Source organism: Kineococcus anabasis (genome assembly GCF_054590795.1).
Window position 1 is genome coordinate 1 of record NZ_BAAIHU010000008.1, and the last position, 12,263, is coordinate 12,263.

Annotated in this window: 10 protein-coding genes; 5 read left to right on the plus strand and 5 right to left on the minus strand. The window is 78.4% G+C overall.

The window, feature by feature from the left end:
* Positions 1–81: 81 nt before the first annotated feature.
* The 5 genes from ACYQBY_RS13575 to ACYQBY_RS13595 all read right to left on the minus strand — a co-directional run bounded on the left by ACYQBY_RS13575 (position 82) and on the right by ACYQBY_RS13595 (position 6,379).
* Positions 82–1,650, minus strand: a complete 1,569-nt coding sequence (locus ACYQBY_RS13575) for an LCP family protein (RefSeq protein ID WP_459644405.1) — start codon at positions 1,648–1,650, stop codon at positions 82–84.
* Positions 1,651–1,984: 334 nt separating this feature from the next.
* The gene (locus ACYQBY_RS13580) at positions 1,985–2,731 is read right to left on the minus strand and encodes a MerR family transcriptional regulator (RefSeq protein ID WP_459644406.1); all 747 of its coding nucleotides are present in this window, start codon (positions 2,729–2,731) and stop codon (positions 1,985–1,987) included.
* Between the two features lie 349 nt (positions 2,732–3,080).
* Positions 3,081–4,160: a hypothetical protein gene (locus ACYQBY_RS13585; RefSeq protein WP_459644407.1), complete on the minus strand. Its 1,080-nt coding sequence runs from the start codon at positions 4,158–4,160 to the stop codon at positions 3,081–3,083.
* Positions 4,161–4,340: 180 nt separating this feature from the next.
* The gene (locus tag ACYQBY_RS13590) at positions 4,341–4,946 is read right to left on the minus strand and encodes a response regulator (RefSeq protein WP_459644594.1); all 606 of its coding nucleotides are present in this window, start codon (positions 4,944–4,946) and stop codon (positions 4,341–4,343) included.
* 50 nt (positions 4,947–4,996) lie between these two features.
* Positions 4,997–6,379, minus strand: a complete 1,383-nt coding sequence (locus tag ACYQBY_RS13595) for a sensor histidine kinase (RefSeq protein ID WP_459644408.1) — start codon at positions 6,377–6,379, stop codon at positions 4,997–4,999.
* A gap of 101 nt (positions 6,380–6,480) precedes the next feature.
* On the opposite strand from ACYQBY_RS13595, the gene ACYQBY_RS13600 reads away from it, so the two are divergent.
* From ACYQBY_RS13600 to ACYQBY_RS13620, 5 genes are all read left to right on the plus strand, one after another.
* On the plus strand, positions 6,481–7,242 hold the full coding sequence (locus ACYQBY_RS13600; protein ID WP_459644409.1) for an alpha/beta hydrolase family protein: 762 nt from the start codon (positions 6,481–6,483) through the stop codon (positions 7,240–7,242).
* A gap of 237 nt (positions 7,243–7,479) precedes the next feature.
* A complete protein-coding gene (locus ACYQBY_RS13605) occupies positions 7,480–8,268 on the plus strand; it encodes an ABC transporter ATP-binding protein (RefSeq protein ID WP_459644410.1) in 789 nt (262 codons plus the stop codon).
* Positions 8,265–10,289: an FtsX-like permease family protein gene (locus tag ACYQBY_RS13610; protein WP_459644411.1), complete on the plus strand. Its 2,025-nt coding sequence runs from the start codon at positions 8,265–8,267 to the stop codon at positions 10,287–10,289. The genes ACYQBY_RS13605 and ACYQBY_RS13610 overlap by 4 nt, the downstream gene beginning before the upstream one ends.
* Positions 10,290–10,316: 27 nt before the next feature.
* A complete protein-coding gene (locus ACYQBY_RS13615; protein ID WP_459644412.1) occupies positions 10,317–11,516 on the plus strand; it encodes a sensor histidine kinase in 1,200 nt (399 codons plus the stop codon).
* Positions 11,513–12,169, plus strand: a complete 657-nt coding sequence (locus tag ACYQBY_RS13620) for a response regulator (RefSeq protein WP_459644413.1) — start codon at positions 11,513–11,515, stop codon at positions 12,167–12,169. The genes ACYQBY_RS13615 and ACYQBY_RS13620 overlap by 4 nt, the downstream gene beginning before the upstream one ends.
* Positions 12,170–12,263: the final 94 nt, after the last annotated feature.

Below are 12,263 nucleotides of genomic sequence, written 5' to 3' on the forward strand. Positions count from 1 at the left end.
GGCGCCCGCGGGACGTCCCCGCCCGAGGGGAGCACCAGGTGAGGCCGGCACCAGGCAGCACCAGGCCAGGCCGGGGCCGGGTCAGGCGCAGATGTCCTCCGTCGCCAGGCGCGCCTCGATCGTGGGAGCCGGCGTGGGGGCCGCCGGCGCCTTCGCGCCCGGGGAGGCCGGTGCCGCGCCGCCGGTGAGGCGGGGACGGACGTCCACCGGCGCCGGGGCGCCCGTGCCGACCTCCACCACGACCTTCCTCCCCAGGGCCGCGTCGAGCCTGCTGGTCGCGCCGGGGAAGGCGGCCGTGACGGTGGCCGCGCTGTCCGCCCGGTCCGGGCCGTAGCGCACGAGGACCCCCGACGGCGAGCCCGTCGGCTCCCCGTCGCCGGTGCCGCTGACGCCGAAGCCGAGGGCCGCGAGGGCGTCGGCCGCCTTGCGCGCGGCGCCCTGCTCCCCCCCGACGTTGAGGACCTCCACGGAGATCCGCTCCGGCGGCACGGTCAGCGCGGAGGACACCGACGGCCTCGTGCCCGGCGCCGGTGCGGGCGGGGCGCCGATGCGGGAGTCGGTGCGGATCTGCTTCCACAGCTCGTCCGCCGCGGGCGTCCACGCCACCCGGTTCGGGTCCCGGGTGTCGGGCGCGTTGGGGACGGTGATGAACTGCACGGCCCCGGGCGGCATCCTCTGCACGCTCATCGCCAGCTCGCGCAGGTAGTTCAGGCTCGCCAGCTCCGGGTCGGTCGTCACGGACTTCGTGGCCGCGTCGAGGAAGCCGTACAGCCGGTCCGGGCGCAGGAGCATGTCGGAGCTGGTGACCTTCTGGACCATCGACGACATCAGCGCCTGCTGGCGGTCGATGCGGCTGAGGTCGGAGCCGTCGCCGATGTAGCGCAGCCGCGCGTACGCCAGCGCCGTCTCCCCGTCGACCTCGCGCCGGCCGGCGGGCAGGTGCAGGTTCGCCCGCCTGTCGTCGACCGCCTTCGGCAGGCAGATGTCCACGCCGCCGAGGGCGTCGATCATGGAGCGGAACCCGCTGAAGTCCACGACCGCCCAGTGGTCCACCCGCACACCCGTGACGCTCTGCACGGTGCGCACCGTGCAGGCGGGCCCGGCCTCGGAGAACGCGTCGTTGAACATCCAGCGGCGGCCCTCCACGGGGGTGCCGTCCTCCCGCGTGCACGTCGGGATCTGCACGAGGGAGTCGCGCGGGATGCTCACCACCGCCGCGCTCCTCCGGTCCGCCGACAGGTGCACCAGGACGGTGGTGTCCGAGCGGGCCCCGGGGTCCGCGGCGGCACCGCCGTACTGCCCGCCCGTGCCGTCGGCGAGGTCGCGGGTGTCGCTGCCCATGACGAGGACGTTCAGCGGCTTGCGGCCCGTCGCGGGGTCCTCGGTCGCCTCGTCCGAGGGCGCCGCGCCGATGAAGCGGCTGAGGTCGCGGGAGGCGATGTTGCCCTCGAGCCGGTACCAGGCGTACGCCCCGCCCGCCGCGCCGACGAGGGCGACGGCGAGGGTGCCGATGCCGGCGGCCCGCAGCAGCCGGTAGCCCAGGCCGTGCTCGTGGGTGGCGTGCCGGCCGCGCGCTCGCAGACCGGCGCCGGGGACGTCGGCGTCGCGCCCGGCGGAGGTCCCTCCCGGGGAGGGCTGCGATCTCGGCACGCGCGTCACCATAAGCGACCGTTCGGCTGCTGCACGCCGCCGCTGAGCCCGGGGCGGGACTCCGCCCAGAACATCCACACCACCCCCGGACCCGCCCTCCTCCCGCGCCCCTGCCCCGCCCTCCTCCCCCTCTCCGCCCGTCTCCGGGCTCGGGCGCTCCCGCAGCCCCCCCGGGCCGCCCGAACCCGGAGACGGGCGGGAGAGGAAGCGTCCCGGAGCGCCCGAACCCGGAGATGGGCGGGAGAGGAAGCGTCCCGGAGCGCCCGAACCCGGAGACGGGCGGGAGAGGAGCCCTCCTGGGCCGCCCGGACCCGGAGACGGGCGGGCGGCGGGCTCAGGCGAGGTGCCGCGAGGCGTAGACGGCCATCGCGTCGCGGATCAGCTCCGCGGTCCGCGGTGCGTGCACGTCGTAGTTCGCGCGGAACCGGTCGTCGTCCACGTACATCTGCCCCAGGCCGGTGAACCACTCCGCCGGGACCTCCGGCTGGGTGGTCGTCAGCCAGTCGTGCAGGCGCCGCGTGATCGCCTGCACCTCCTCGCCGTCCGGGGCCAGCCCGGCCAGCTTCGCGCGCCCGAAGTCCGCGGCGATGTCGAGGTGCCGCCGCTGGAACGCCCGCTTCTCCTCCTCCGTCAGCGAGCGCCACCACTCGTCGCCGCGCTGCCACGCCTCGCGGCCCCAGCGCTCGGTGACCTCCTGCTCGTGCTGTGCGTGGTCGAACCCGTCGAAGACCTCCTGTGCCACGAGGGGTTCACCTCCTTCCACCTTGCGGAGCGTCGTCCGCACCGACTCGATCCGCCGCGCGAGGCGCTGCTGCTCCTGTTCCAGCAGCTCCAGGTGGCTGCGCAGCGCCGCGGGGGCGTCGCGCTCGCCGTCCAGGACCTCGCCCACGGCCCGCAGGCCGAGACCGAGGTCGCGCAGCAGGAGGATCCGCTGGAGGCGCACCAGCGCGTCCTGGTCGTAGTACCGGTAGCCGTTGGCGCCCGTGGTGGTGGGCGGCAGCAGGCCGAGCGCCCCGTAGTGGCGCAGGGTCCTGCTGGACACGCCCGCCGCGCGGGCCAGCTCCTGGATCGACCAGAGCACGTGGTTCCTCCCGTGGTCCCCCGCCGGTGTTCCGCACCGGCACCCACGACGCTAGGAGTTGACGCGACGTCAAGGTCAAGCGTTCCGGGTGACCGGACGGCGGGAGCGCCGAGGACGGGACGCACCGCGGCCACCGGGCCGGCGCACGGCGGGGAGGCGGAGGCCGACCGGGTGCTTCACGAGGCCAGGCGCTCCGGCCGCGACCGGGTGGTCGGCGGGACCTGGGAGCCCGCGCCCCGCACCCCGCGGTGGCGGCGGCACCCGGCGCAGCGGCAGCCCGGCCTCCTGCGCGCCGCCCGGTTCCACAGCGGCGCCGGGACCGAGGGGCGCCACACCCAGTGCCAGCCGCTCACGAGGCACCCCCGCAGCGCGCGCAGGTGCCGCGCCGGCGCAGCCAGTACGCGTACGCCGCGGCCGCCAGCGCCAGACCCCACAGCGGCCAGAACAGCTCCGGCAGCCACGCCATGACGTCCGCGTCCGCGCCGGGCAGCTCCTCCCCGAACCGCCCGGTGAGCACCATCCGCGTGAGCATCACCCCGGCGGACGTCACCAGGAGTGCGACCACGGCCGCGGGCACCACCGCCGCGGCCACCGGGACCCGGCGCCCCCGCAGCCCCGGCACCCACCGTGGGAACACCTCGCCCCACGGCCGCACCAGCCCCACCGTCAGCACCGCCCCGCCGAGAGCCAGCACCCCGAGCCCCGCACCGAACCACACCGCCTCGCCCAGCAGGTCGAGCAGGTCCCGGGAGACGCCCAGCGGGAACCCCAGCGCCCACGCGATGCGGGTGACGGCGTACCCGACGGGCACGACGACCGCGACGGCCACCGCCCAGCGGCCCCAGCGCGCCGCGGCCCGCGCCGAGCGCCACGACGGCTGCCCCGGTGCCCTGCCGCACGCCGCGCACGCGTACGCGTCGCGCCGGGCCGCGACCACCGCGACCGCCACCCACGCCAGCCCCGCGAGGGTGAGCAGCGCCATGTGCACCACCGGCCACGTCCACACCTGCACGCCGGGGTCCCGCCCCGCCAGCCGCAGCACGGCCAGCACCGGCGTGTACCCCACCGCGGCGAGCAGCCGGTAGTCCGGCAGGCCCACGGCGAGCACCCCCGCCAGGACACCCGCGCCGGCGGTCGCCGCCCGGTGCAGGTGCCCGCCGGGGGTGAGCACCGTGAAGCCCAGCGCCAGCAGGGCCCCGAGCACCCCGAGCCCGGTCAGCAGCGCCGCCCCGCCCTGCGGGCCCAGCATCCCGAGCGCGGACAGGTCCACCGCGTCGTCCACGGCCGGGTCGGCGGGGTTGCCCGGGGCGCCCAGCAGCCACGCCAGCCCGAGCCCCGTGCTCGCCAGCGACCAGGCGGCGGCGGGGACCAGCACGCGGTCCAGGGGGCCGGTGACCGCCCGTCTCGGCCTCTCCAGGAGCATCGTCATCGTCCTCGGTCTCCCCTCGTGGCGGCACCCGGGCGGTGCGTCCGGGACCGAGGCTCCACCTCGCCGGCGCGCCGGTCGTCGCCCTGGGAGGGCGCCCGCGTACGCCTGCGGGAGTACGCGGGTGCGCCCCCAGGGGCAGGGCGGGGCGCGGGGGCGGGACGCAGGACGCGGGGCGGGCTCTCAGGAGCCCGGGCGCACCAGGCCGCTCTCGTAGGCGAGCACCACCGCCTGCACGCGGTCGCGCAGGCCGAGCTTGGCCAGCAGCCGCCCCACGTGGGTCTTCACCGTCGCCTCCGACAGGTGCAGCCTCGCCGCGATCTCGGCGTTGCTGTCGCCGGTGGCGACCTCGGCGAGGATGTCGCGCTCGCGGGGCGTGAGGCGCTCCAGCGGGTCCGGGCCGCCGCGGGGGCCGGGCAGGGCGTCGGCGACCCGCGCGAGCAGGCGCCGCGTCGCCGAGGGCGCGAGGACGGCGTCCCCCTCGTGCACGGCGCGGATCGCGGCGAGCACGTCCTCGGCGGTGGCGTCCTTGAGGAGGAAGCCGCTGGCGCCCGCCTTGAGCGCCGCGAACACGTGCTCGTCGAGGTCGTACGTCGTCAGGACCACCACCCGCGGGCCCGAGGGGTGGCGGGCCACGAGGCGGCGGGTGGCCTCCACCCCGTCCAGGCGCGGCATCCGCACGTCCATGAGCACGATGTCGGCGGGGGTGGCGGCGACGACGTCGAGGGCCTGCGCGCCGTCCGCGGCCTCCGCCACGATGCGCATGTCGTCCTGGGAGTCCACGACCATCGCCAGGCCCGTGCGGACCAGCTCCTGGTCGTCGACCAGCACCACCCGGATCACGGTGCCGATCCTGCCGTGCCGGGGGCCGCCGCACCGGGTTCCGCCGTGCCGGGTCCGCGCGTGGGCAGGTCCGCCGCGACGTGGAAACCCCCGCCGCCGGCGGGACCGGCCTCCAGCCGCCCACCGGCGAGGGCGACCCGCTCCCGCATCCCCAGCAGCCCCCGCCCCGGCCCCGCGTCCCCGTCCCGCTCGGTGTCCCCGTCCCGCTCCGCGTCCCCGTCGCGGCCCGCGTCCCCGCCCCGGCCCGGGGCGCCGGTGCCGTCGTCGGTGACCTCCACCCGCACCTCCCCCGCGCCCCACCGCACGTGCACCCGCGCCGCGGCACCCGCCCCGGCGTGCTTGACGACGTTCGTCAGCGCCTCCTGCACCACCCGGTACGCCGCCAGGGACACGACCCGGTCCAGGTCGGCCGCCTCCCCGGTGACGGCGAGGTCCACCGGCAGCCCCGCCGCGCGGACCCGCTCCACCAGCGCCGGCACGTCCCCGGCGGTGGGCTGCGGGGCGTCCGCGGGCTCCTCCCCCGGGTGCAGCGCCCCCAGTGCGGTGCGCATGTCGGCCAGCGCCTCCCGCCCCGCGCCCGCGACCGCCGACAGCACGTGCGCCGCGCGCTGGGGGTCCTTCGCGGCGATGAGCCGGCCGCCCTCCGCCTGCCGCACGATGACCGCGAGGGAGTGGGCCACGACGTCGTGCATCTCCCGGGCGATGCGGGCGCGCTCGGCGAGGACGGCCTGCTCCGCGCGGCGCTCCTGCTCCCGCTCGGCGCGGCGCGCCCGCTCCTCCAGTGCCTCGACGTACGCGGCGCGCACCGCCCGGAACCGGCCCAGGCCCCACGGGGCGAGGACGGCGGCGACGAGGCCGAGGACCACGAACAGCCGCCACCCCCAGCCGTCCGCCGACCCCGACCCGGTGATCCAGTCGGTGTCCACCCACAGCCGCGCCGTCACCAGCGCCGCACCCGCCAGCGCCACCCCGAGGGCGCGCGCCGGCCACGGCGGGCGGGTCTGCGCGACGGCGTGCAGGACGACGAGGTAGACCGCGCAGCTCGGCAGCAGCACCGGCGGCACCGCCTGCGAGGCCAGCCCCCCGGTGCCCTCCCCCCGCAGGTCGGGGGTCAGCGCGAGCACCAGCATCACGGCGTTGCAGACCGCGAACGCCGCCCGCGGGGAGCGGCGGCTCGCGGCCACCGCGGCGTGCGCCAGCAGCAGCAGCGCCAGCAGCGCCGCCCGCGGCGGGGACGGCCACGTCGCGGACCACACGAGCGTCGCGGAGGAGGGCAGCAGCACGACGGCGAACGCCACGGCGAGGACGGCGTCGAGGACGCCCGGGTGCGAGCGGACCCAGGCGTCGAGACCGGCGAGGCCGGGCTGCCGCGGCGGCACGGGGCAACTGTAGGCGGAGGCCGGGGTGCGCGGCCGGACCCCGGCGCCCCCTCCGTGGCAGGGTGGACGCCAGGTGCGGCGGAGGTCGGGAGGACGGGTCGATGGGCGAGCGCGTGTCGTTCCGCAGTTCGGCGGGGCCCCTGCTCGCGGGGCGGCTCGACGTGCCCGAGGGCCCGGTGCGCGGCTGGGGCGTCTTCGCCCACGGGTTCACCCTGGGCAAGGACTCCCCCGCCGCGGCCCGGATCTGCCGCGGGCTGGCCGCCGAGGGCATCGGCATGCTCCGCTTCGACAACCTCGGGCTCGGCGACTCCGAGGGCGACTGGGGCGACGGCTCCTTCACGCACAAGGTCGACGACACCGTGCGGGCGGCGGAGTTCATGGCGGAGCGCGGGACCCCGGCCGCCCTGCTGGTCGGGCACTCCTTCGGGGGCGCCGCCGTCCTCGCCGCGGCGGGCCGGGTCGCCGGCCTGGAGGCGGTGGTCAGCATCGCGGCGCCGGCGGAACCGCGGCACGTGGAACACCACTACGACGCGCTGGTGGAGAGGGTGATGGCGGAGGGCCACGCGCAGTGGCCGGTGGGCGGGCGGGCGCTCACGCTGAAGCGCGGCTTCGTCGAGGACGTGCGGCGGGCCGACCTGCGCCGGGAGGTCCAGGCGCTGCGGGTGCCGCTGCTCGTCATGCACTCGCCCACCGACGCCACCGTGAGCATCGACAACGCCAGCGAGATCTTCCGGGCGGCCCCCCACCCGCGCAGCTTCGTGGCCCTGGAGGGTTCCGACCACCTGCTCCTCGCCCCGGGTCAGGCCCGGCGGGCGGCCCGGATCATCAGCGCGTGGGCGGACCAGTACCTGCGGGACGCCTGAGCGGGCCCTGCGCGAGGATCCCCCGCGACGAGCGCACGCCTGCTGCACCTGCCCGACAGGCACCTGCTGGGGGCGGCGCCCTGCACCAGGGCCTCGTGGGGGGCGCCGCCGCGCGGGGCGCCGCGGTGGTGTGGGCGGGATCGCGGGCGCGACCCTGGCCGATCGGCCGAGGCCGCGGTGCGCCCCGTGGTCGTGCGGCCGAGGTCCGCCCGGGCCGCGTCGGCGGAGGGTGGCGGCATGACGAGCACGCGAACCCCGTCCCCGCCACCGGTGCTGGCCGGTGAGGCGCTGACCAAGCGGTACGGCCCGACGACGGCCCTGGACGGCGCCTCGCTGGCGGTGGCGGCCGGGGAGTCCGTCGCCGTGATGGGGCCCTCCGGCTCGGGCAAGACGTCGCTGCTGCACTGCCTGGCGGGCATCGTGCGACCGGACTCGGGGCGGGTCCTGCTGGACGGCGTCCCCGTGCAGGGCTGGGGCGAGGCCCGGCGCAGCGAGCTGCGGCGCACGCGCTACGGGTTCGTGTTCCAGTCCGGGCAGCTGCTGCCCGAGCTGCCCGCCGAGGAGAACATCGCCCTACCCCTGCTGCTGGCGGGGCGGGACGTCCGCGACGCCGTCGCCCGGGCCCGCACCTGGCTGCAGCCCCTGGGCCTGACCGGTCTGGGGGGCCGGCGCCCCGGTGAGCTGTCGGGCGGCCAGGCGCAGCGGGTGGCGATCGCCCGCGCCCTGGTCACCGGGGCGTCGGTCGTCTTCGCGGACGAGCCGACCGGTGCGCTGGACTCGGCCACCAGCGCCGAGGTGATGGAGGTGCTGCGCGGCGCCACGCACGCCGCCGGTGCCGCGCTGGTCCTCGTCACCCACGACCCCGACATCGCGGCGTGGTGCGACCGGACGGTCCTGGTGCGGGACGGGCGCGCCGCGCCGGGCGAGCACCCCGGCGGCAACCGTGGCGGGGACCGTGGTGGGGACCGTGGCAGGCGCCCGGGCGCGGTCCGCGCGCCCGGGCCGCGCGCCGGGGCCGCACGGTGAGCGCCGCGGGCCTGTCGTGGCGGCTGCTGCGCGCAGGCGGCCGCCGGGGCCTGGCCACCGCCGCGCTCGCCGGCGCCGGGTTCGCCGCGACCACGCTGCTGCTCCTGCTGTGCGCCGGCACCCTGGTGGGGCTGGACGCCCGCGCCGACCGCACGCAGTGGCGCACGCCCCTGGCCGCGGACTCCCCCGCTGGAGCGCCGGCGGTGCAGCGCACGACGACGAGCGCCCACGACGGGAGGCAGGTGGTGGTCGTCGACCTCGCCGCCACCGGTGCGGGCACACCGCCCGCCGTGCCCGGCCTGGCCGCCTTCCCCGCCCCCGGGCAGGCGTACCTGTCCCCCGCCCTGGCGGAGCTGGTGCGCGAGCGCCCGGCGGAGCTGGGCACGCGGTTCGGGCCGGTCGCCGGTGAGCTCGGCGGGGACGCGCTGGCCTTCCCGGAGGAGCTCGTCGCCGTCGTGGGCCGAGCCCCGGGCGACGCGGCGGTGACGGCGCCGGCCTGGCGGGACCAGCGCAGCGCCGGCACCTGGACCGGGCCGGTGCCCGTCGAGGACCTCACCGGGACCCGGCTGCCGGACGGCCCGGCCGCGCAGTACCTGTCGCTGGCCGTCGTGGCGGTCACGCTCCTCGTCGTCCCCCTGCTCGTGCTGGCCGGGGCCGCTGCGCGACTGGGCCTGGCGCGCCGCGACCAGCGGCTGGCGGCGCTGCGCCTGGCCGGGGCGAGCCCGCGCCAGGTCGTGACCATGACAGCGGTGGAGTCGGCGCTCCCGGCGGCGGCCGGTGCGCTGGTGGGCGTGGTGGGGGCCCTGCTGCTGGTGCCCGTGGTGGCGCAGGTGCCGGTCGCCGGTGGCCGCTGGTACGCCGCCGACCTGGTGCCCCCGCCGCTCCTGCTGGCGGCGGTCGTCGTGGGGGTGGTCGCGCTGGCCGTGGGCAGCGCCGTGTCGGCGCTGCGCCGGGTGCTGGCGAGCCCGCTCGGGGTGGCCGCCGGGCACGCACCGCGCCGGCCGGGCCTCGTCCGGGTGCTGGTCCCCGTGGCGCTGCTCGTCGGCTTCCTGCGGTACTCCGAGTCGGGGAACCCCTCGACGACGGCCCTGGTCGGCCTGTTCGCCGCGGTCTTCGCGGCCCTTGCGGTGGTCGGGCCCTGGGTCGTCGGCGTCCTGGGGCGTGTCGTCGTGCACCGGGCGTCCGGCGCCCCGGCGCTGCTGGCGGGGCGCCGGATGCTGGACGACCCGCGCGGCACGTGGCGCGTCGTCGGGTCGGTGGCGATGACCGGGTTCGTCGCCGGCACCCTCGCGCTCTTCCCCACCGGCTCCGGTGAGCTCGTCTGGGGGGGCGCCGACCGGCTCGACGTCGCGCTGCCCGCCGCGACCGCCGGCGCCACGGCCGACCGGCTGCGCACCGAGCTGGCCGCCGCCGGCGTCGACGCGGACGTGCAAGGCCCCGGCACCGACCGCGGGGCGCTGCTGTTCCTCGACACCCGCGCCGGGCCGGCCGGCTTCGTCGCGGTGACGGTGGCCGGCCCCGAGCGGGACCTGGAGGTGGCGCGCACCGTCGTGGGACGCGTGGCACCGGCGTCCGTCGCCGCGACCGGCCGGGACGTCGTGATCGGGGAGGTCCGGTTCGCCACGGACTTCCGGGCCGCGTCCGTGCTGGTCCTGGCGGTCTCCTTCCTCGTCGCGATGGCCTCGGCGGGGATCACCTCGGCGGCCTCGGTGCTGGACCGGCGCCGCACCTACCGCCAGCTCGCGCTGGTCGGGGTCCCGCTGCGGGTCCTGGACCGGGCCCGGCTGCTGGAGACGCAGCTGCCGCTGGTGCTGCTGGCGGTGGGCTCCACCGTGACCGGGGTGGTGGCGGCCGCGCCGCTGACCCGCCTGGGCCTGGGCGGCGGGGGCGTCGACGTGTCCGGGTTCCTCCTGCTCGTCGGCTGCACGGCCCTCGGCCTGCTGGGTGTGCGCGTGGCCTCCGCCGCCAGCCGCCCGCTGCTGGCCCGGGTGTCGGCCGACCCGGCCTCCACCGCCGACTGATCCGGCGGGGCGGGGATGATGGGGCCGGTGGGGACACGGGTGCGGGCGCGCGCGGGGCGCCGCAGGGCGCTTACGGTCCTGACGGCGCTCCTGCTGGCCCTGCTCGCCCTGGTCGACGTGGTGGTGGTGTCCGCACAGTGGCCGGCGCTCCTCTTCCTGGCCGTCACCGCCCTCGCCGCCGCGGCGCTGCTGCACGGCGGCGAGGGCGGCCGGGACGCGGCCACGGCCGCCGCGGTGGTCCTCTCCTGCGCCGGGAGCGCGGTGCTGGCCGCCGCCGCCCCCGCCGCCTCCTTCGGCCTCGTGGAGACCGCCGTCCTGCTCCTGCTGCTGGTCTCGCGCTGGCGCCGGGCCGCCGGCCGGCGGGACCGGGTGCTCACCGGTGCCCTGGTCGTGGCGCTGCTGGCGCTGCCCCTGCGCACGTGGAGCCCGGACACGCCCCTCCTGTCCACCCTCGCCCTCGCCGTCGTCGCCGTCATGGTCGCGGTCGCCTCGGCGCTCAGGAGCGCCGACCAGCAGCGCCGCGTCGCCGTGGAGCAGGTGCGCGTCGCGGAGCGGGAGGAGATCGCCCGGGAGCTGCACGACGTCGTCGCCCACCACGTCACGGGCATCGTCGTGGCCACCCAGGCGGCCCGCGCCGTGGCCGGCTCCGACCCGGCGGCGGTGCCCCCCGCGGTGGGCGCGGCGCTGGCGTCCATCGAGACCGCGGGGACCGAGGCGCTGACGTCGATGCGGCGGCTCGTCGGGGTGCTGCGCGCGGGTCCCGGTGCCGTCCCGGAGGGGGGCGCCGCGCGGCTGCCGACGCCCGGGCTGTCCGACCTGGCCGACCTGGTGCGGCGCTTCCGCGGCTCGGGGTCGGCGGAGGAGGTCCGGCTGACGGGCCTGCCGGACGGCGCGGAGGACGCCGCGGACCTGCCGGTGGAGGTGCAGGCGGCCGTGTACCGGGTGGTGCAGGAGAGCCTCACGAACGTCGCCCGGCACGCCCGCGGCGCCGCGCGGGTGGACGTGGAGGTGACCCGGCGGACGGGGGAGGTGGTCGTGCGGGTGGCCAGCACCCGCGGCCGGACGGGCCCGGGGGAGGGCGGGGTCCCGGGCGGCGGGTTCGGGATCGTGGGGATGCGTGAGCGGGTGACGGCCCTCGGCGGCACGCTGGCCGCCGGGCCGGCACCCGGCGGCGGGTGGTGCGTGCGGGCCGCGGTCCCCGTGCCGGGGGGGAGGGTGCAGCGGTGACGACCAGGGTGCTCGTGGCCGACGACCAGGAGATGGTGCGGGCCGGTTTCGCGATGATCCTCGACGCCCAGCCGGGCATCGAGGTCGTCGCCTCGTGCGCCGACGGCGTGGAGGCGTTGGAGGCCGCGCGCCGGCTGCGCCCGGACGTGGCGCTGCTGGACATCCGCATGCCGCGCCTGGACGGGCTGGAGGTCACGCGGCTGCTCGCCGGCCCGGCCGTGGCCGACCCGGTCCGGGTCGTCGTGGTCACCACCTTCGATCTGGACGAGTACGTCTACGCGGCCCTGCGCAACGGCGCCGCCGGGTTCCTGCTCAAGGACGCCGGGCCCGCGCTGCTCGTCGAGGCGGTGCGCGCCGCGGCGGCCGGGGAGTCGCTGATCAGCCCCGCCGTGACCGTCCGCCTCCTGCAGCGGCTGACGGCGCCGGCGCCCACGACCGCCCGGGCCCCCGCCGAGCCGCTGACGCCGCGGGAGCTGGACGTGGTGCGCCTCGTCGCCCGCGGCCTGACGAACAACGAGGTGGCCGGCGAGCTGTTCGTGTCCCTGGGCACCGTCAAGGCGCACCTCGGCAGCGTCCAGACCAAGCTCGGTGCCCGCAACCGCGTCGAGGTCGCCGCCTGGGCGTGGGAGAGCGGCGAGGTGGGCGGCGGCTGAGCGCGGCCGGTCGGCTCCGCCCTGGCCGAACGGCCACCCCGGCGGTCCCGGGCCGGCCACCCGGCCGATCCGCGCGGCCCTGCGGTCCGGACAC